This is a genomic window from Paraburkholderia sp. MM6662-R1, assembly GCF_050436245.1.
In the GTDB taxonomy this organism is placed as follows: Bacteria; Pseudomonadota; Gammaproteobacteria; order Burkholderiales; family Burkholderiaceae; genus Paraburkholderia; species Paraburkholderia tuberum.
In genome coordinates, this window is record NZ_JBNDLV010000001.1 from 2,164,345 (window position 1) to 2,184,166 (window position 19,822).

The 19,822-nt window shown below is 62.7% G+C and carries 19 protein-coding genes, 1 tRNA gene and 1 pseudogene; 13 read left to right on the top strand and 8 right to left on the bottom strand.

Features of this window, described 5'->3' with window-relative positions:
- Nucleotides 1-29 precede the first annotated feature (29 nt).
- From OKW39_RS10185 to hisC, 8 genes are all read left to right on the top strand, one after another.
- A complete protein-coding gene (locus OKW39_RS10185) occupies nt 30-1,871 on the top strand; it encodes a tetratricopeptide repeat protein (protein WP_429562589.1) in 1,842 nt (613 codons plus the stop codon).
- Entirely contained in the window at nt 1,871-2,503 is a 633-nt protein-coding gene (gene lolB / locus OKW39_RS10190; RefSeq protein WP_090802938.1) for a lipoprotein insertase outer membrane protein LolB, read from the top strand. Before OKW39_RS10185 ends, lolB begins: the two co-directional genes overlap by 1 nt.
- An 88-nt stretch (nt 2,504-2,591) precedes the next feature.
- Nucleotides 2,592-3,473, top strand: a complete 882-nt coding sequence (gene ispE, locus OKW39_RS10195) for a 4-(cytidine 5'-diphospho)-2-C-methyl-D-erythritol kinase (protein WP_429362417.1) — start codon at nt 2,592-2,594, stop codon at nt 3,471-3,473.
- Nucleotides 3,474-3,525: 52 nt separating this feature from the next.
- Nucleotides 3,526-3,602 (top strand) — tRNA-Gln (locus OKW39_RS10200).
- Nucleotides 3,603-3,664: 62 nt separating this feature from the next.
- Complete coding sequence (locus OKW39_RS10205) at nt 3,665-4,621, top strand: ribose-phosphate pyrophosphokinase (protein ID WP_008921698.1); 957 nt, start codon at nt 3,665-3,667, stop codon at nt 4,619-4,621.
- Between the two features lie 163 nt (nt 4,622-4,784).
- Complete coding sequence (locus OKW39_RS10210) at nt 4,785-5,402, top strand: 50S ribosomal protein L25/general stress protein Ctc (protein WP_090802936.1); 618 nt, start codon at nt 4,785-4,787, stop codon at nt 5,400-5,402.
- Between the two features lie 149 nt (nt 5,403-5,551).
- Nucleotides 5,552-6,157 carry an aminoacyl-tRNA hydrolase gene (gene pth, locus OKW39_RS10215; protein WP_429562590.1) on the top strand — a complete coding sequence of 202 codons (606 nt, stop codon included), beginning with the start codon at nt 5,552-5,554 and terminating at the stop codon, nt 6,155-6,157.
- 50 nt (nt 6,158-6,207) lie between these two features.
- On the top strand, nt 6,208-7,287 hold the full coding sequence (gene hisC, locus OKW39_RS10220; RefSeq protein ID WP_429362420.1) for a histidinol-phosphate transaminase: 1,080 nt from the start codon (nt 6,208-6,210) through the stop codon (nt 7,285-7,287).
- A gap of 78 nt (nt 7,288-7,365) precedes the next feature.
- Here hisC and OKW39_RS10225 read toward each other — a convergent pair whose 3' ends face one another.
- Together OKW39_RS10225 and OKW39_RS10230 are read right to left on the bottom strand one after the other, a co-directional pair.
- Nucleotides 7,366-7,623, bottom strand: coding sequence for a YfhL family 4Fe-4S dicluster ferredoxin (locus tag OKW39_RS10225; RefSeq protein WP_184062491.1), 258 nt, complete (start codon nt 7,621-7,623; stop codon nt 7,366-7,368).
- 33 nt (nt 7,624-7,656) lie between these two features.
- The gene (locus OKW39_RS10230) at nt 7,657-8,427 is read right to left on the bottom strand and encodes a hypothetical protein (protein ID WP_429562591.1); all 771 of its coding nucleotides are present in this window, start codon (nt 8,425-8,427) and stop codon (nt 7,657-7,659) included.
- Nucleotides 8,428-9,502: 1,075 nt separating this feature from the next.
- On the opposite strand from OKW39_RS10230, the gene OKW39_RS10235 reads away from it, so the two are divergent.
- A complete protein-coding gene (locus OKW39_RS10235; protein ID WP_090802929.1) occupies nt 9,503-9,850 on the top strand; it encodes a MarR family transcriptional regulator in 348 nt (115 codons plus the stop codon).
- Nucleotides 9,851-10,341: 491 nt separating this feature from the next.
- Here the strand turns inward: OKW39_RS10235 and coaD are convergent, their stop codons facing one another.
- Nucleotides 10,342-10,851, bottom strand: a complete 510-nt coding sequence (gene coaD, locus OKW39_RS10240; protein ID WP_062125937.1) for a pantetheine-phosphate adenylyltransferase — start codon at nt 10,849-10,851, stop codon at nt 10,342-10,344.
- A gap of 100 nt (nt 10,852-10,951) precedes the next feature.
- Nucleotides 10,952-11,566, bottom strand: coding sequence for a 16S rRNA (guanine(966)-N(2))-methyltransferase RsmD (gene rsmD / locus OKW39_RS10245; RefSeq protein WP_429562592.1), 615 nt, complete (start codon nt 11,564-11,566; stop codon nt 10,952-10,954).
- Between the two features lie 249 nt (nt 11,567-11,815).
- Here rsmD and ftsY point away from each other — a divergent pair, with 249 nt between their 5' ends.
- Nucleotides 11,816-12,997 (top strand): signal recognition particle-docking protein FtsY, encoded by a 1,182-nt coding sequence (gene ftsY, locus OKW39_RS10250; protein ID WP_429563483.1) that lies wholly within the window; start codon nt 11,816-11,818, stop codon nt 12,995-12,997.
- Nucleotides 12,998-13,109: 112 nt separating this feature from the next.
- Here the strand turns inward: ftsY and maiA are convergent, their stop codons facing one another.
- Together maiA and OKW39_RS10260 are read right to left on the bottom strand one after the other, a co-directional pair.
- Nucleotides 13,110-13,754 carry a maleylacetoacetate isomerase gene (gene maiA / locus OKW39_RS10255; protein ID WP_429562593.1) on the bottom strand — a complete coding sequence of 215 codons (645 nt, stop codon included), beginning with the start codon at nt 13,752-13,754 and terminating at the stop codon, nt 13,110-13,112.
- Between the two features lie 34 nt (nt 13,755-13,788).
- Nucleotides 13,789-14,487, bottom strand: a complete 699-nt coding sequence (locus OKW39_RS10260) for a fumarylacetoacetate hydrolase family protein (protein ID WP_429362427.1) — start codon at nt 14,485-14,487, stop codon at nt 13,789-13,791.
- A gap of 222 nt (nt 14,488-14,709) precedes the next feature.
- Here OKW39_RS10260 and ybiB point away from each other — a divergent pair, with 222 nt between their 5' ends.
- Together ybiB and OKW39_RS10270 are read left to right on the top strand one after the other, a co-directional pair.
- Nucleotides 14,710-15,681, top strand: a complete 972-nt coding sequence (ybiB, locus tag OKW39_RS10265) for a DNA-binding protein YbiB (RefSeq protein WP_176078932.1) — start codon at nt 14,710-14,712, stop codon at nt 15,679-15,681.
- A 381-nt stretch (nt 15,682-16,062) separates the two neighbouring features.
- Nucleotides 16,063-17,049 (top strand): annotated as a pseudogene (locus OKW39_RS10270) (2-isopropylmalate synthase); the annotation flags it as partial.
- 197 nt (nt 17,050-17,246) lie between these two features.
- Here OKW39_RS10270 and OKW39_RS10275 read toward each other — a convergent pair.
- Nucleotides 17,247-17,630: a nuclear transport factor 2 family protein gene (locus tag OKW39_RS10275; RefSeq protein WP_008921685.1), complete on the bottom strand. Its 384-nt coding sequence runs from the start codon at nt 17,628-17,630 to the stop codon at nt 17,247-17,249.
- Between the two features lie 41 nt (nt 17,631-17,671).
- On the bottom strand, nt 17,672-18,244 hold the full coding sequence (locus OKW39_RS10280) for an acyloxyacyl hydrolase (RefSeq protein WP_090802919.1): 573 nt from the start codon (nt 18,242-18,244) through the stop codon (nt 17,672-17,674).
- Nucleotides 18,245-18,598: 354 nt separating this feature from the next.
- On the opposite strand from OKW39_RS10280, the gene rpoH reads away from it, so the two are divergent.
- Entirely contained in the window at nt 18,599-19,534 is a 936-nt protein-coding gene (rpoH, locus tag OKW39_RS10285) for an RNA polymerase sigma factor RpoH (protein ID WP_090802918.1), read from the top strand.
- Nucleotides 19,535-19,822: the final 288 nt, after the last annotated feature.

The following is a 19,822-nucleotide window of genomic DNA, read 5'->3' on the forward strand; positions in this document are numbered from 1 at the left end:
CAATCGACTGAAACATTGAACGGATTTCCATGAACGTGTCCTTCGTGAAGCTGCTATCAAAGCGCCGCGCGCGCGTGTCCAACGTGCCGCTCGCCGTGTCCGCTCGCCGGATGCTCGGTGCGGCCGCGCTCGGATTGTGTGCGCTGGCCGCCGTGCCCGCGCATGCGCAGGACCCGTCGCCGGATTCCGACGACACGTCGGTCACGATGCCGGACCCGCTGGGTCCGGCAACACCTGAAGACGAAAAGTCGCTGCCCGGCGTACCGCTGTCGAGCCAGATCGTCTTCCAGGTGCTGGCCGCCGAGATCGCGCTGCAGCGCGACCAGCCGGCACCGGCCTATCAGACCTACCTCGCGCTCGCGCGCGACACTCACGACCCGCGCATGGCGCAACGCGCCACCGAAATAGCGCTGGCGGCGCAGAGCCCGTCGGACGCGCTCGCCGCCGCGCAACTGTGGCAACAGTACGCGCCGAGTTCGGAACGCGCCGCCCAGCTCGACGCGTCGCTGCTCGTGCTGTCTGGCAAGCCCGACGATGCTTCGCAAATCCTGTCGCAAGAACTGGCGAAGGTACCCGAGGAAAATCGCGGCAGCGCGATCCTCGCGCTGCAACTGCTGTTGTCGCGCGGCCCGAACCGCGTCGGTGGCCTGCACGTGTTGCAGGACCTGCTGAAGAACGACATGAACCGGCCGGAGGCGCAACTGGCCCTCGCGCGTCAGCAGTTGCTGGCCGACGACGCGCCGGGCGCGCACAAGTCGCTCGAGCAGGCGCTCACGATCAAGCCCGACTATCTGCCGGCGGCGTTGATGCTGTCGCAAATGGGTCCGGAGGAGCGCAAGGAAGGCATCGCGTCGCTCGAAAAGTACGTGCAGCAGAATCCGAAATCGCATGACGCACGGCTCGCGCTTGCGCAGATGTATCTTGCCAGCGACCGTCTCGACGACGCGCAGAAGCAGTTCGAGCTCATGCGCAAGGCAAACCCCAACGACTTGACACCGCTGATGGCCCTCGCGCTGATCAAGATCCAGCAGAAGAATCTCCCCGAAGCGCAGACGTATCTGATGCAGTACGCGCAGCAGGCCGAGAAGACGCCGGGTGTCGATGCGGGCCAGGCCTACATCTACCTCGCGCAGCTAGCGCTCGAACAGAAGAATGAGGCGGCCGCGAGCGACTGGCTGAACAAGATCTCGCCAGCGAGTCAACAATACCTGGCCGCGCAGATTACCCGCGCGCAACTGCTCGCGAAACAGGGCAAGACCGAGGAGGCGCGCCAGTTGCTTTCCAACTTGCAGACCTCCGATCCGCGTGATGTGGCGCTGATCGCGCGCACCGATGCGGCGATCCTGTTCGACGCGAAGCGCTACCCGGAGGCCGAAGCGCGTCTGCAGCAAGCCACGGCGAACTTTCCCGACGACCCCGACCTCACCTACGACTACGCGATGGCCGCCGAGAAAACCGGCCATTACGACATCATGGAAGCGCAGCTGCGCAAGCTGATCCAGACGCAGCCGGACAATCCGCAGGCGTATAACGCGCTCGGCTATTCGCTCGCAGATCGCAACCAGCGCCTGCCAGAGGCGGACAAGCTGGTCGAGAAGGCCTCGGCGCTCGCACCGAACGATGCGTTCATCATGGACAGCGTCGGCTGGGTCAAGTACCGGATGGGTGACACGGCCGATGCGATCAAGCTGCTGCGCAAGGCATACAGCCTCCAGCCGAACGCGGAAATCGGCGCGCACCTCGGCGAAGTGCTGTGGAAGGCCGGCGAGCAGGAACAGGCGCGCGCCGCGTTTCGCGAGGCTCGCAAGCTCGAACCCGACAACGAGACGCTCGTCAAAACGTTGCAACGTCTTCAGGTAAACAATCTTTGATGCGTCTTTCGCGTTTGATTTCTTTTTCCAGGGCGCCTCGCGGCAGCGCGGTTGGTTTCGCGGCGGCGGCGGTTGTCGCGCTGGCCGGCTGCGCGTCGGTGAAGCCGCAGGGGCCGTCCACGTCGAACGCCGCCACCGAAGTCACCGCGCAGACGAGCCGCTCGTATCAGGGCCGCTTCGCGATCCAATACAACGATCAGAACGGCCAGCAGCGCAACGCTTACGGCAATTTCTCGTGGCAGGAAACGGGCGACACCGTCACGCTGCAGTTGCGCAATCCGCTTGGCCAGACGCTGGCCATCGTGACTTCGTCGCCGGCTTCGGCCACGCTCGAATTGCCGAACCGCCAGCCGCTCACCGCCGATAACGTGTCGACGCTGATGCAGAACGCGCTCGGCTTCACGCTGCCGGTCGAAGGGTTGCGCTACTGGCTGCAACCGTCGCCGGCGCCGACTTCGCGCGCGAAGACCGAGAAGGATCCGGAGCAACCGTCGCGCCTGAAGCAGATCACCCAGGACGGCTGGACGATCGACTATGTGGCCTATGCCGATGCGCCAGCCACCGGCGTGAAGCGCCTCAATCTGAGCCGCTCGGAGCCGCCACTCGACATCAAGCTCGTGCTGGATCAGTGAGTCGTTCTTGCTGGGCCTTTTGTCCAGCATCCGCTCACGTAACCTTGCTACCCGTTTGGCGCCACCGTGGCGCATGTAGCCTTCACTCATGATCGAAACAAGCAATTCGCTGCGCGACTGTCTCGCGCCAGCGAAACTCAATCTCTTCCTGCACATCACCGGCCGTCGGCCGGATGGTTATCACACGCTGCAGACGGTCTTCCAGTTGCTTGACTGGGGCGACACGCTGCACTTCACGCGACGCGACGACGGTTTCATCACGCGCCGCACCGAAATCGCCGACGTGCCACCCGAGCATGACCTGACCGTACGCGCCGCGACGTTGCTGAAGGTACATACGGGCTCCCGCGAAGGCGTCGATATCGAAATCGACAAGCGCCTGCCGATGGGCGCGGGCCTCGGCGGCGGCAGTTCCGATGCGGCGACGACGCTGCTCGCGCTCAATCGCCTGTGGAAGCTCGATCTGCCACGTCAGGAGTTGCAGGATCTTGCGTTGAAACTCGGCGCGGACGTGCCTTTCTTCGTATTTGGAAAAAATGCGTTTGCAGAGGGTGTCGGAGAATCATTGGACGTTGTACAATTGCCGCCGCGTTACTTCCTGGTAGTGACGCCGAGGGTGCAGGTTCCGACTGCAGCGATTTTTTCCGAAAAAGCGTTGACAAGAGATACAAAGCCCCTCAAAATTACGGACTTTCCTGCAGAACACAGCTGCAACACTGAATGGCCAGAAAGCTTCGGCCGGAATGACATGCAGCAAGTTGTCGTAGGAAAGTACGCGGAAGTAGCGCAAGTGTTGCGGTGGTTTGAAAGCATCGCGCCAGCGCGGATGTCCGGATCGGGTGCCAGCGTTTTTGCAGCGTTCCGTAGCAAAGCTGAAGCAGAAGCGGCGCAAGCCAAACTGCCCGGCGAGTGGAACAGCGCAGTAGCAGCGGGCTTGGATCAGCATCCACTCTTTGCTTTCGCGTCATAAGTTTTGCATCGTCGAACGAAACTCCACGTTCGGCGGAGCTCAAAGTTAGTGTAGGGGAGTCGCCAAGCTGGTTAAGGCACCGGATTTTGATTCCGGCATGCAAAGGTTCGAATCCTTTCTCCCCTGCCAAAAATTCTCGTAGTTCGCTGTAGTTCGCATTTCTCCCGCCCCCAGCCTGAAGTAGGTGCACGATGAGCAGCCATGACGGCCTGATGGTTTTTACTGGCAACGCAAATCCCGCGCTTGCACAGGAAGTCGTCAAAAACCTCGGTATTCCCCTCGGCAAAGCAATGGTTAGCCGTTTCTCGGACGGTGAAATCCAAGTCGAGATTCAGGAAAACGTGCGCGGCAAGGATGTCTTCGTCCTGCAATCCACGTGCGCACCGACTAACGACAATCTGATGGAACTGATGATCATGGTCGATGCGCTCAAGCGCGCATCCGCAGGCCGGATCACCGCAGCCATCCCCTACTTCGGTTATGCCCGTCAGGATCGTCGCCCGCGTTCGGCGCGAGTCGCCATCTCGGCTAAGGTCGTGGCGAACATGCTGGAAATCGCCGGCGTCGAGCGGATCATCACGATGGATCTGCACGCCGACCAGATTCAAGGCTTCTTCGACATCCCGGTCGACAACATCTACGCAACGCCCGTGCTGCTCGGGGATCTGCGCAAGCAGAACTACGACAACCTGATGGTAGTTTCGCCGGACGTCGGCGGTGTGGTCCGCGCCCGTGCATTGGCGAAGCAACTCAATTGCGATCTCGCGATCATCGACAAGCGTCGCCCGAAGGCGAACGTCGCCGAAGTGATGAACATCATCGGTGAAGTCGAAGGCCGCACCTGCGTGATCATGGACGACATGGTCGACACGGCTGGCACGCTGTGCAAGGCCGCGCAGGTTCTGAAGGAACGCGGCGCGAAGCAGGTATTCGCGTACGCCACCCACCCGGTTCTGTCGGGCGGCGCGGGTGAGCGTATTGCCGCTTCCGCACTCGACGAACTCGTTGTCACGGACACGATTCCGCTCGGCGAAGAAGCCCGTTCGTGCGCGAAGATCCGTTCGCTGACGAGCGCCGGTTTGCTCGCCGAAACGTTCTCGCGCATCCGCCGCGGCGATTCGGTGATGTCGCTGTTCGCTGAGAGTTAAGCATTTGCGAAGACACCGCGTACCGCTTCACGCGACACGCGGCGTTTTTGCACAATCGGCATGAACGAACGAAGGTTCTTGCCGCTATCCTGGGCCTCAGCCATTACGGCTTCGAGGCCCTGTTTTTACTGCCTGGTCGCGGGCAGTGCATTGGAGATTCAACATGAAAGTAGTCGCTTTCGAGCGTTCCCTGCAAGGTACGGGTGCGAGCCGCCGCCTGCGTAACTCGGGCAAGACCCCGGGTATCGTTTATGGCGCCGGCGCTGACACGCAACTGATCGAACTCGATCACAACGCCCTGTGGCACGCGCTGAAGAAAGAAGTTTTCCACTCGTCGATCCTCGATCTGGAAGTGGCAGGCAAGTCGCAACAGGTTCTGCTGCGCGACGTGCAATACCACCCGTTCCGTCAGCTCGTGCTGCACGTGGACTTCCAGCGCGTCGACGCGACGAAGAAGCTGCACACCAAGGTGCCGCTGCACTTCTTGAACCAGGAAACCAACCCGGCAGTGAAGCTGTCGAGCGCGGTGATTTCGCACATCCTCAACGAAATCGAAATCGAGTGCTTGCCGTCGGCACTGCCGGAGTTCATCGAAGTCGACCTCGCGAAGATCGAAGCAGGTCAATCGGTTCACGCGAAGGACATCCCGTTGCCGGCAGGTGTGGCGCTCGTGGCCCACGTCGACGCGGAAAACCCGGTGGTCGCTGCTGCAACGATCCCGGCTGGCGCAATCGCTGAAGACGCTGCTGCTGCTGAAGGTGGCGAAACGCCGGCTGCTTAAGAGCCTTCCGGTTCGAAGCAAGCAATCCTCTCGATCCGTTTCCTATGAAACGGTCGATGTGACCCGCCGAGGTTCGCCCTGGCGGGTTTTTTTTTCGGCTTTTCTAGTCCGGTACGTTTCACTTCCGGACTTGGTGGACTCACGCAATCATGATCAAGCTGATCGTCGGGCTCGGCAATCCGGGCGCCGAATACACCGCGACGCGTCACAACGCCGGCTGCTGGCTGGTCGATCAAATCGCGCGCGAGGCCGGCACCGCGCTGCGCGACGAGCGGCGCTTTCACGGCTTTTACGCGAAAGCGCGGTTGCATGGCGAGGAAGTGCATCTGCTCGAGCCGCAAACCTACATGAACCGCTCTGGTCAATCGGTCGTCGCGCTCGCGCAATTCTTCAAGATTCTTCCCGACGAGATCCTCGTCGCACACGACGAGCTCGACATGCCAGCCGGCAGCGTCAAGCTGAAGCTCGGGGGCGGCAGCGGCGGGCATAATGGGCTGAAGGACATCAGCGCGCATCTGTCGTCGCAGCAATACTGGCGGCTGCGGATCGGCATCGGCCATCCGCGCGATCTGATTCCCGAAAGCGCGCGCGCCGGCGCGAAGCCGGACGTCGCGAACTATGTGCTGAAGCCGCCGCGGCGAGAAGAGCAGGAGGTCATCGACGCGTCGATCGAACGCGCGCTCGCGGTGATGCCGCAGATCATCAAGGGCGAGCTCGAACGCGCAATGATGCAACTGCATCGCAACAACAGCTGACGCGCGCCACACTCATCGACACCCGCAATCGGCCCCGCAAGGAGAATCGCTTGAGCCGCTACTGGAGCGACATCGTTCACCGTCTGACGCCGTACGTGCCGGGCGAGCAGCCCGCGCTCGCGCATCCGGTGAAGCTGAATACCAACGAGAATCCGTATCCGCCGTCGCCGCGCGTGCTAGACGCGATCCGCCGCGAGCTCGGCGACACGGCCGACGCACTGCGCCGCTATCCCGATCCGAGCGCACGCAAGCTGCGCGAAACGGTCGCCGCGTATCACGGCATCCGCGCCGAGCAGGTGTTCGCGGGCAACGGCTCGGACGAGGTACTCGCGCTAACGTTCCAGGCCTTGCTCAAGCACGACAAGCCGCTGCTGTTTCCCGACATCACTTACAGCTTCTATCCGACCTACGCGAAGCTGTTCGAGGTCGACTACCGGACCATCCCCCTCGACGACAGCTTCGCGATCAACGTCGACGACTACACGGTGCCCAACAGCGGCATCCTGTTTCCGAATCCGAACGCGCCGACCGGCCGGCCGCTGCCGCTCGCGGAAATCGAACGCCTCGTCGCGAGCCATCCTGATTCGGTCGTGGTGATGGACGAAGCGTATGTCGACTTCGGCGCCGAGTCGGCGATTGCGCTGATCGCGCGCTATCCGAATCTGCTCGTCGTGCAGACCGTGTCGAAGTCGCGTTCGCTCGCCGGCATGCGCGTCGGCTTTGCGTTCGGCGATCCCGCGTTGATCGATGCGCTCAATCGCGTGAAGGACAGCTTCAATTCGTACCCGCTCGACCGCCTCGCGCAAGTCGCGGCCACCGCCGCCTACGAAGACGACGCGTGGTTTCGCGAATGCTGCGCGAAGGTGATCGCGAGCCGCGAACGGCTTGCGGCGGAATTGACCGCGCTCGGCTTCGAGGTGGTGCCATCGGCGGCGAATCTGCTGTTCGCGCGGCATGAGGGGTACAACGCGGCGACGCTCGCGTCGCGGTTGCGGCAAAAGGAAATTTTCGTGCGGCATTTCAACGCGCCGCGCATCGACCGGCATTTGCGGATCTCGGTCGGCACCGACGCCGAATGCGACATACTGCTCGACGCTTTGCGCGGCATGTTCAGCGCTTACGTCGGATAACGGAAACGCCGCCCCCAAAAGAAAACGGCGAAGGCCCGCAGGCCTTCGCCGTTTTCTTTTGCGCGTCTCCCGCGAACGTCAGGTGCCCTTGGCGGCCTGCAACGCGTGATATTTCGCCATCAAACCTTCGGGCGTTTCCAGGTGGTTCGGGTCACGCGGAATGCACTCGACCGGACACACCTGAACGCATTGCGGCTCGTCGAAATGACCGACGCACTCGGTGCACTTCTTCGGGTCGATCACATAGATTTCCGGGCCCATCGAAATCGCGTCGTTCGGGCACTCGGGCTCGCAGACGTCGCAATTGATGCACTCGTCGGTAATCATCAGGGCCATGCCGCCACCAACTTTGCTAGAGAAAACAATACATTATAGCTTTTTCGCCCCCGCACGGCCGTGCAATCCCACGCCAGGATCATGGACGGCTGCGCTTCTCGGCCCGGTAGCCTTCGTCGCAAACTGGTTGGCGTATGCGCTGTTCAACGCCAACTGGATGCTGAACATGCCATTCGACACGCGGGAATTGCCGGGCTGTTTCGGCAACAGGGCCAGCAATGCCTTCATCACATACAGAATGATTAGCGCGCCGGCCAGATCACCCACAAACATCGTGAAGAAGCTTTCGAACCAGTTCTTCGTCGTACCGGCCAGCGCGAACCACAGGTGGTGAAACAGCGTATTTGCTCCCGAATAGGCGACAGCCAGAACAAGCAGCCGCTTCGGCGTCAGGTTCGTCAGCGATGCGCGCAGATCGAAATACTCGAGCGCAAACCTGTAGACCAGATACGGTGCCAGTGACCCAAGCAAGGCGCCTGCTATTGCACGCACCGGGTCATGCGGAAACCAGTACAGAAAGTCTGTAATCAGTCCGGCAAGCAGCAGGCCGAGTGCACCATCGAACCCAACCAGCAACGTGCTGAGAAGCCGAACACCAGACGGCAGGAAAATCCAGTTGACGCCTCGCACGAAAGACGTGTGCGTAAACACCTCCTGATTGATCCACAGCGACGCCAGGAACGCGATCAGGGTCCCAGCGATCGACCAAAAATGCAAACGTAAGCTAGACATTGCGGTGAGCCATCCTCGGTTGCTTTTGCCGAATGCATCATAGCGTGCCCGTATGGCGTTCCGCGAGCACAAGCAGCAGGCTTTCGGTCACAGATATCGTGACGCTCACGGAAAAAATTTCGCGAGGCCCTCAAGTTCTGCGCGACGCGACCGAAAACCCATGTATAGCTTTATGCCCGGCTCGACAAGCATGCAGAGCCGCGTCCATATTGATATGCTTTTTATAGCGATGAACCTGAGAGAACAGGCTGGAACGGAACGCGCTATCCGGACGAACCGGTGGCTATCGGCACGCCGACCAGTAGGCCGGCCGCCTGCTGCATGGCTCGCGTGCTATCCCGTCTTTCGAGATGCGTTGCTCGGCTGCGAAACAAGGTTGGGGGCGCTTCCTGACTTCGTCAGGCGCGCTGCTTTGGAAAGACTGGGTGGCTCCAATTATTCGTGTGTGCCCACTTCAGTACTTGATGAAGTCCGCGCCTCTTACCTGGAACTTCGCAGCACATGCGTCGCAGAAGAAGTACGTCGATACCTGTCTGATACCGAGGACAGTCTGCTGGCGTCACACGAATCGTCGGACGCCCTTGAAACCCTGGCGGCGGGAATGCCGCGGATGCTGGTTCCGCCTGTCGCTCGCCCTCCGTGTCTGCTGAGTTCTGGCAACGGAATGTTTCTCGGGGGCTGGGCGCGGTTTGTTGCGTACTGGTGTCGGAAAGACCCAACGATTCCGCTACTCGCGGTAGATTGGCCGATCCTGTACGAGCACGTAGCGCCCTACAGCCTTCGCCACTTGATCGACGATCCTAGTGTTGCATCGACCGGTTGAATCCGCCTTCGGAAAGCAGCCAATCGTCCTCCAGCGACGGCTCGAGTTGATCACCCGCACGAATCTTGGCAATGCGCGACTTTATCGTTATAGTTTTTGTAACGGCCAAACCTGAGAGAAATGGTTCGCGTGGAACTCGATGTGCGTGAAGACTTCCTGGTCGATCCAGAGCGACAGCGCGAACGCGATGGCCGTGCCCGCGACCGGGAGCAAACCCAAACGTAAGCTGGACATGGAGATAAAATAGGGAAGCCCGGTTGTCGCAGGGCATCAAGGTTCGCTTTCCGCGCTCGGGTGAGCGGCGTTTTCGTTGGAGCGATGGTCATGGGCCGCCCTGCTGATATCTATCTTCGATTTCTTCAATTGACCGAAGCACTGCGAGGTCTTCCCGCACTTCCCGCGCTCGATCCACTCGAAGAAAAGATCCTGGAGTTCGTTGCTCGCATGAGGCAAAAAAACGAACGCCTGTCAGTTCGAGACATGATGGCCCAAAGTGCGCTGGGGTCGCCGGCTACCTTGCATGCCCGTATCACGTCAATGCGCGAAAAGGGCTGGCTCCTGCTCAACGACACCGAAGACGCTCGCCGCAAACAGGTCGAGCTGACGCCCGCGGCCCTCCGGCACTTCGACAAACTTGCCGAGGCGTTCACGAAAGCTGCGAAGGGAAGCTGACATTGTTCTGCTTCGGTTAAGCCGGCACTATCCGGTTAGGAAAAACTCCTCATTCCTCTTGCAATGCCCGTCTGGTTGCTCCGCTCCGGCAATTCCACGTATGCGGCACCTGTACCCTGTTGAAATCCATCGTACCGTACTGGTGCGCTTCGTCAGTTCATACTCGGCGAATTGGACAAAGGTATATCGATTGCCCACGCCCGTGACTTTTTCCGGATAGGGTTCCGTAGGAACCTGACAAGCCGGCGTGACTATTGATGATCGCCCCGTTTGCGATGAAGAGACAATTCTTGTTCTTCGCATCATCATTGACATCGCAGCTTGCACGAACCATCGAATACACCGATGCCCGTGCATAACGACAGGATTGACGTTCGCCGCCAATACGGCTCGCCAACATTACCTGGAACAGCCGACCGATGCCCCTGGCGCCGATCACCGAGGCCTGGCCGGTCTTGATCCGTCAAAACCGGCATTCGCGCGACTCAGGCTCAGGTCCCCTGAGCGCCGTCCTGCGGATCCAGCGAAGCGACCTTCTCCTTCAGCCATTTTTCGACGGACGGGAACACGAACTTGCTGACGTCGCCGCCCAATTGCGCGATCTCGCGCACGATCGTGCCCGAGATGAACTGATACTGATCGGACGGCGTCATGAACATCGTCTCGACGTCGGGCAGCAGATAACGGTTCATGCCCGCCATCTGGAACTCGTACTCGAAGTCCGACACCGCGCGCAGCCCCCTGACGATCACCCGCGCGTTATTGGTCCGCACGAAGTCCTTCAGCAGTCCCTTGAAGCTCATCACCTGGACGTTCGGATAGTGACCGAGCACCTCATGCGCAATCGCGAGGCGCTCCTGGAGAGTGAAAAACGGCTTCTTGGCACGGCTGTCGGCCACACCCACCACCAGCGTGTCGAAAATGCTCGACGCGCGCCGAACGAGGTCTTCGTGACCGCGCGTCAGCGGGTCGAACGTGCCCGGGTACACGGCGACTACCATGAGACTTCTCCTCTCTTCAGACAAAAGGGCACGTCCGGGCGACGCATTTCGCACCGGCGCGGATGACGATAAACCGCCCGGCCCTTTTTTGGAACGCGCATTATTCCTTATTTTCGCGCTGCAGCAAATGAAAGTGCACAGCGCCCGCTTTGCCCTGCCGCACGAGTTCCCAGCCTGACAGTGGCTCGTGAGCGGCCGGTTCGAGCGCTTCGCCGGCCTCGACATAAAGATAGCCGTCGGAGCGCACGAGCGGCACGGCCACCGCGAGCGCCTTGCCGAGCAGGTCGGCATCGAACGGCGGATCGAGGAACACGACGTCGAACGAGCCTGGCGCGAGACTCGCCGCAAGACGCAGGCCGTCCGCCTCGGCGATTTCGATCATGCGTGCATCGAGCCGCTGCTGGTTTGCGCGCAACTGGCCGGCAGCGCGCGCATGGCGCTCCACCATCAGCACGCGAGCGGCGCCGCGCGACGCGGCCTCGAAGCCGAGCGCCCCACTACCAGCGAACAGATCGAGGCAGTGCTGGCCGTCCAGACGCTGGCCGAGCCAGTTGAACAGCGTTTCGCGGACGCGGTCGGGCGTCGGGCGCAAGCCGTCCAGATCGAGCACGGGCAGCGGCGTGCGTTTCCAGTCGCCGCCGATGATGCGAATGGCATGCGGTTTGCCACTTTTGGACGAAGCGCCAGCGGCGCGTGAAGGTGCTAAACGAGGCATGCAGTATCGCGCAGTTTCAGCTAGGTGATGAACACGCCCACGGCGTCGATGCGCGCGGGCCGGAGCGCTCACGTTACCACAGGGTTGGCGCGCGTCCAGCCTGGCCGAGCGGCCGATACGACGCGCCGCGGCACGCCTGATAAAATGTGCGGCTGCCAGCGCCCCGCCTTTTCGCATCCCGGCGCTGCCCACCGCTTCGCCGGTCCCGTGCCGGTTGCGCGCATCGGCGCGCTCTCCCATAGTCAGATCATGTTCAGCTTTTTCAAACGATTCAAGGGCTCGAAAGAGTCCGATACCGCCGCAGACGAATCGCTGGCGGCGCAAGACGGCGCGGCACCCGAGGCCGAGGCCGTTGCGCCCGCCGAGCCCATCGAGCCCATCGAGCCCATCGAGCCCATCGAGCCCATCGAGCCCACCGCGCCCACCGTTCCTCCTGTGGCCACGACGATCATCGAGCCGCAGTCCGAGCCGCCAGACGCCATGCTCGACACCGTCGAAATCGTCCCGCCGCCCGTGCAGGATGCCGGCGCGAAGCGCTCGTGGCTTACGCGTCTGAAGAGCGGCCTCGCGAAAACCAGTTCGAACCTGACCGGCATTTTCGTCGGCACGAAGATCGACGAGGACCTGTACGAGGAACTCGAAACCGCGCTGCTGATGTCTGACGCCGGCGTCGAGGCGACCGAATTCCTGCTCGAAGCGCTGCGCGAAAAAGTGCGCGGCGAACGCCTGACGGCCCCGCTGCAGGTCAAAACCGCCTTGCGCACACTGCTCGTCGAGTTGCTCAAGCCGCTCGAAAAATCGCTGATGCTCGGCCGCGCTCAGCCGCTCGTGATGATGATCGCCGGCGTCAACGGCGCGGGCAAAACCACGAGCATCGGCAAGCTCGCGAAGCATCTGCAGAGCTTTGACCAATCGGTGCTGCTCGCCGCCGGCGACACGTTCCGCGCCGCCGCGCGCGAGCAACTCGCCGTGTGGGGCCAGCGCAACAACGTGACCGTGGTCGCGCAGGAAAGCGGCGACCCGGCCGCGGTGATCTTCGACGCGGTCGGCGCCGCGCGCGCGCGCAAGATCGACGTGATGATGGCCGACACGGCTGGCCGCCTGCCCACGCAACTGCATCTGATGGAAGAACTGCGCAAGGTGAAGCGCGTGATTGGCAAGGCGCAGGACGGCGCGCCGCACGAAGTGCTGCTCGTGATCGACGCGAACACCGGCCAGAACGCGCTCACACAGGTCAAGGCGTTCGACGACGCACTCGGGCTCACCGGCCTGATCGTCACCAAGCTCGACGGCACCGCGAAGGGCGGCATCCTCGCGGCGATCGCGCGGCAGCGGCCGATTCCGGTGTATTTCATCGGCGTCGGCGAAAAGGTCGAGGATCTGCAGCCGTTCAGCGCGGAGGAGTTCTCGGACGCGCTACTGGGCGGCTGATCGCGTGATCGTTGCGGCGCTCGGCGCTCGCGGCGAACCAAAGGAAAAGGGCACTCAGCGGAGCGCCCTTTTTTCGTTTCGAGCTACCGTCGAAGTGTTAGCGATCCCGGGCTCACTCCGCGTCCGGCTGCACGCCCGGCGCCGCGCGCGCGAACGCGTCGAGTTGCATCGCGTGATCGTAGATGCGCTGGATCGTCGGAAACTTTGCGGTGTCGAGCTTGAAGCGCTGCGCGTTGAATACCTGCGGAATCAGGCACGCGTCGGCGAGTGTCGGTGCGTCGCCGAAACACAGTTTGCCGGTGCGCGCGTCGCCGGCAAGATGCGTCTCCAGCGTCGCGAAGCCCGCGTCGATCCAGTGCCGGTACCACGCGTCCTTCGCGTCGTCGTCGACTCGCAGCGTGTGCTTCAGATAGCGCAGCACGCGCAGATTGTTCAGCGGATGAATCTCGCACGCGACCTGCAGCGCCACCGAGCGCACATACGCGCGATCGAGCGGTGCCTTCGGTAGCAGCGGCGGCTCGGGATGCGTCTCCTCGAGATACTCGATGATCGCGAGCGACTGCGGCAGCAAATGACTGCCGTCGGCGAGCGTCGGCACGATGCCGTCGGGGTTGATCTTGCGATACGCGGGCTTCAGCTGCTCGCCGCCTTCGCGCACGAGGTGCACGGGTACGTAGTCGTACGACAGGTTCTTCACGTTCAGCGCGATGCGTACGCGATACGACGCCGAGCTACGGAAATAGCTGTAGAGCTTCATGTTGTCTGCCTCCTCCACCTGCACGCAAGCCGTCTCAGACGACGCGCACGCTGAACTCGCCGAGCCCGTCCACGCCGCCCTTCATCAGGTCACCCTTCACGACCGCGCCGACACCTTCCGGCGTGCCGGTGAAAATCAGGTCGCCAGGCCGCAGTTCGAACAGCGTCGACAGATACGCGATCGTCTCGGCCACCGACCAGATCAGCTGCGACACATCCGCGCGCTGCTTGTCCTCGCCATTCACCGACAGCCAGATCCCGCCTTTGCCGATGTGACCAACCGTCGAAGCCGGATGGATGGGGCCGAGCGGCGCCGAGTGATCGAAGCCCTTGGCGGTATCCCACGGACGACCCATTTTCTTCGCTTCGCCTTGCAGGTCGCGGCGCGTCATGTCGAGACCGAGCGCGTAGCCGTAGACGTGGTCGAGCGCGCGGTCGACGGGGATGTCTTTGCCGCCCTCGCCGATCGCCGCGACCATTTCCATTTCGAAATGGACGTTACTGGTCTGCGACGGATACGGGAATTCGCCGGTCGTGCCCGGCGCGACGTACACGATCGCATCGGCCGGCTTCGTGAAGAAGAACGGCGGCTCGCGGTCCGGGTCGTGGCCCATTTCACGCGCGTGCGCCTCGTAGTTGCGCCCCACGCAGTAGATGCGGCGCACCGCGAACTGCTCGCCCGACCCCACGACCGGCACCGCGACCTGCGGTGCGGGTGCAAATACGTAACTCATCCCGTTCTCCGTTTTCCGATGTGCGCCGCCGAGGCGGCGAGAAACATCGAGTGTAACCCGCGGCACGGCGCGGAGGCGTGTCAGGCGGCCCGTCGCGCGCCACTGCGTGCCCGCTTCGTTGCTGTTCGCCCGCTCGCCATAGATGCGATACTCACACCGAACTGTTCCCCGAATGGCGTAGCGAACCGCCAGGCGCGGCACGCCACCCGCCTCTTGCGCACGATGACCGACTCCACCGATACCACTCCTCCCTTCCCCTGGGCCCGATTCATCAAGGAAATCGGCCGCGGCCCGAATGGCGCCCGCGCGCTGACCGCCGACGACACGCGCTCGCTCTACACCGCGATGCTCGACGGCCGCGTCGACGATCTCGAACTCGGCGCGGTGCTGCTCGCGTATCGCGTGAAAGGCGAAACCGCCGACGAACTCGCCGCGATGCTGGCCGCCGCGCATACGTCGTTCGAGCCGGTGCGGCTGCCGCACGGCGCGTTTCGGCCGGTGTCGATTCCGTCGTACAACGGCGCGCGCAAGCAGCCGAACCTCGTGCCGCTGCTTGCGCTGCTGCTCGCCCGCGAAGGCGTGCCGGTGCTGGTTCACGGCGTCACCGAGGATCTGGGTCGGGTGACGAGCGCGGAAATCTTCACACATCTGCGCATCGCCCATGCGCAGTCGCACGCGCAGATCGAAGCTGGACTTGCGGAGCGCCGCGTCGCGTTCGCCTCGATCGACGTACTGGCGCCCAAGCTCGCGCGCCTGCTCGCGCTGCGCCGGCGCATGGGCGTGCGCAATTCGACGCATACGCTCGTGAAGCTGCTGCAGCCGTTCGCACCCGCGGGATTGCGGCTCGTGAACTACACGCATCCGCCGTATCGCGACAGTCTCACTCAGCTGTTCGTCACGCATCCCGATGCGGCCGTCGGCGGTGCGCTGCTCGCGCGCGGCACCGAAGGCGAGGCGGTCGCCGATACGCGCCGCCAGGTGCAGGTCGACTGGCTGCATGACGGCATCTGCGAGACGCGGCTGCCGCACGAGCGCTCGTCGCCCGATGCGCCCGAAGTGGAACTGCCCGAAGCGCGCGACGCGGCGACCACGGCCGCCTGGATCGACGCCGTGCTGCGCGGCGAAGCGCCGGTGCCTGGCGCGCTCGAGCGGCAGGTCGAGCTGATCGTCGATATCGCGAAGACGGCGGCCTGACGGCCGCGGGTTGACAGGCCAACGCACGCCGTCATACATTTGGCCTCATGCGTTCCCTTCCGAACACCCTCCGAATTATCTCCGGCCGCCTGGCGCGGCCCCTATCGCTACGCCTGGCCTAAGTCTCGCGTAGCGCCGCGCGCTGGCAGCTCCGGTTGCCGTCGGCGGTCCTCCCCGTAGTTCCCGCAGTTTCGCTTCACCCCCGTCGTAGTTCTCCACAACCTGTCGTCGTTTGCATTCGTCCGTTTACCGCGCGGACGATGCGAGAGGATCACATGTACGTTGCATGGGCAGCATCCGCAGCGTGCATGCGTGAACAGTCGGCCAACCGCTCGACGTCCCCACCCTCCGCCGACGACGCCACGAATGAGGCACCTCACCATGTTGCGCAATCCCGCTGAAAAGTACCGCCCTTTTCCCGCCGTCAGGCTGACCGGCCGCAAATGGCCGAGTCGCACGGTCGACGCCGCACCCGTCTGGATGAGCACGGACCTGCGGGACGGCAATCAGGCGCTGATCGAACCGATGAACGCCGCGCAGAAACTCGAATACTTCGAGATGCTGGTCGCGATCGGTTTCAAGGAAATCGAAGTGGGCTTTCCGTCGGCGTCGCAGACCGATTTCGACTTCGTGCGCAAGCTGATCGACGAGCGACGCATTCCCGACGACGTCACGATCGAAGTCTTCGTGCCGTCGCGCGCGGAGCTGATCGCACGCACGTTCGACGCGCTCGAAGGCGCGCCGCGCGCGATCGTGCATCTGTACAACGCGATCTGCCCGTCGTTCCGGCGCATCGTGTTCCAGCAGTCGAAGGATGAGACCAAGGCGCTCGCCGTCGAAGGCACGGGCCTCATCAAGGAACACGCGCAGGCGCGGCCGGGCACGCGCTGGACCTTCCAGTACTCGCCCGAGACCTTCAACACGACCGAGCTGCCGTTCGCGCGCGAGGTGTGCGACGCGCTCGCGCAAACGTGGCGGCCTACGCGCGATCACAAGATGATCGTCAACCTGCCGGCAAGCGTCGAAGCGGCCACGCCGAACGTGTTCGCCGACCAGATCGAATGGATGCATCGCAACCTCGGTTACCGCGACAGCATCGTGCTGTCGGTGCATCCGCACAACGATCGCGGCACCGCCGTGGCCGCGGCGCAGCTCGCGCTGCTGGCGGGCGCGGATCGCATCGAAGGCTGTCTGTTCGGCAATGGCGAGCGCACCGGCAACGTCGATCTCGTCACAGTCGCGATGAATCTCGACGCGATGGGTATCGACAGCGGTCTGGATTTCTCGGATCTCGCGACGATCAGGCGCGTGGCGGAGCACTGCACGCGGCTTCCGGTTGCGGCGCGGCATCCGTATGCGGGACAGGTAGCGATGCGCGGCACGCGCGAGGCGCGCGACGCGGATGCCGATGTAGACGAGCACGGCGCAAACAGCCGCGACAAAGCTGGCGAATGCGTGACCGCGTGAATTCGCGTTGGGCCTCGAGCCTGCTGCAGCGGAGTGCACACCCGCATTCCGCTGCCGCTGGAGACGCGCTCACGAGGCGCGCCCGCCCGATGAGAATCTCACTCGAGCGCGCAACGGGTCGCCTGCCACGCGATCAGTCGCCACTGCCCGTCTTCGTGCGTGTGAATCGCGGTATAGGCAATCGGAAACAGGAGCGCGCCGTTGTTGGCCTCCATCTCGATCAGCGCGCGGCCCGTGACGACGTAGGTCTCGCGCCCGGCCGGCAAGACATCCTGCGACTGCACCTCGATTTGCCGATAACGACGGCGCCCCGCGGTGATCCCGTCGATGAACTGCCGCTTCGTCTCGCGCTTGCCATTCGTGTGGACGTAGCTCACGTTGTCCGCGAGCAGCGTGTCGAGCGACTGCCCATCGCCATCGACCATCGCGCGAAAACGCTCTCGCTCGAGCCCGCGAATCGCTTCGATCATCTTTGCCGCCATTGCAGAGCCCCTCGAACACCGCGAGCCGCAGGCGGCCACGGTCAGAAGTGATATTGCAAATATAGCTGGCTGAAATTTATACCAGGATTCGGCTCTTTGATACCGCCATTGGAGACATGCTGGAAGCGGTAGCCGGCGACATACTGCTCACGAGCGCCGAACTGCAGCCCGACGCCCGCCATCTCGGCGAACTGGAACGCGGTGCCCAACGTGAAGTCGGAAGAAATGCGCGGGCTGGTCAGCAGCCGGACGCCGGCACCCACCTCGATGAATGGCCGCACCGAACCCGACGACCTGATGAAGCGGATCACCGGCGTCACGCCGATCTCGCCGATGTTGTCGTGAACGTTTCCTTCATTGGTGTGCCACCACGCGACATGCGCCTCGCCGAGCAGCGCGAAATGCCAGTCGCCGATCTGCCACCAGGTCAGGTTTGGATCCCAGACCACGCCGAGATCGAGCGTCCTGACGTGATGGTCGCCGACGCCGGCGGCCACCTGCACGCCGAACTGCTCAGCTTGGGACGCGCCCGCCGCGCTCAACAGCAGAACGAGCAGAACGGCAAACGTGCTTTTTAGACTAAGCCCACGCACCACAAGATTCTGCCTGTTCATCCGCCCCCCATACTGCCGAGTATTAAGCGAGCGCCCCCTTTATTCCAGGCACGAATTCAGGAGCAAGTATTTCCCAGATAATGCCCATGATCAGCAATTATTCTCTTCAAAACCGGACGATATCAGTCAAACGTGAGCCTGCACCCGCTCCGGGCGGTACTTTCTACAGGTCCAACGCGCAGGGCAAATAGGGCGTATGATGGCTATCGGAAGTCAAAACTCAATAGGATTTTTGGGAACTCGGATACCCCTGCGACCTCTAAGTATTAGCACTCGGCAGATCTGAGTGCTAACATCCGTCGCTGGAGTCGTTTACTGAGTACGCAATTGTCTGATTCCAAAGGAGCTTCAAACGTGAGCCATGCAATGACCCTTCCGAGTACTTTGAGCCCGTCGTCGGCTAAGGCCGCTCCGGCAGGTGCACTGGCGCTCTCGCATTCCTCGCTGCTGTCCGGTCACCTGGGCAACATCGACGCCTACATCCAGGCGGTCAACCGGATTCCGATGCTGACGCCGGCGGAGGAACGCCAGTTCGCCACCGAATTGCGCGAACACGACAATCTGGAGGCGGCGCGCCGCCTGGTGCTGTCGCACCTGCGACTCGTCGTGTCAATCGCGCGTAACTACCTCGGTTACGGGTTGCCGCACGCCGATCTGATCCAGGAAGGCAACATCGGCCTGATGAAAGCGGTCAAGCGCTTCGATCCCGAGCAAAACGTGCGCCTCGTGTCGTACGCGATGCACTGGATCAAGGCCGAGATCCACGAGTACATCCTGCGCAACTGGCGCATGGTGAAGGTCGCCACCACCAAGGCGCAGCGTAAGCTGTTCTTCAACCTGCGCAGCCACAAGCAGGGGCTTGGCGCGTTCACGCCGGACGAGATCGACGGTCTCGCGAAGGAGCTGAACGTGAAGCGCGAAGAGGTCGCGGAGATGGAGACGCGTCTGTCAGGCGGCGATATCGCGCTCGAAGGTCAGGTCGAAGACGGCGAGGAGTCGTACGCGCCAATCGCCTATCTGGCCGACTCGCATAGTGAACCGACTGCGGTGCTGGCTTCGCGTCAGCGCGACCGGCTGCAAAGCGACGGCATCGCAAGCGCGCTCGACGCGCTCGATCCGCGCAGCCGCCGCATCATCGAAGCGCGCTGGCTGAAGGTGGCCGACGACGGCTCGGGCGGCTCCACGTTGCACGAGCTGGCCGACGAGTTCGGTGTCTCGGCCGAACGTATCCGCCAGATCGAAGCCAGCGCGATGAAGAAGATGCGCGGCGCGCTGACCGAATACGCGTAAAGCGTCGAAGCCATGCGCGCGTCAATTGTGTCCCGCCTATGACATAGGTAAAAACGACACGCGTTAATCGGTCGCGCCATTTAGCGACCATCGCGCTCAAGCCCCGCCCTCGCAAGACGGCGGGGCTTTTTCATTCTTTTCGCCCTTTCCTGCGTCCCCGCGGCCGCGCTTCGCGTCGGCCTATCCGCAAGCCGGCCTGCCGAGGCCGGTAAGCGTTTCTTGACGTATCGCAAGTCCGGTAGCAATACTGCACAGACGCGGCAAGTTTCGCGACGTGTTGCCGCATGG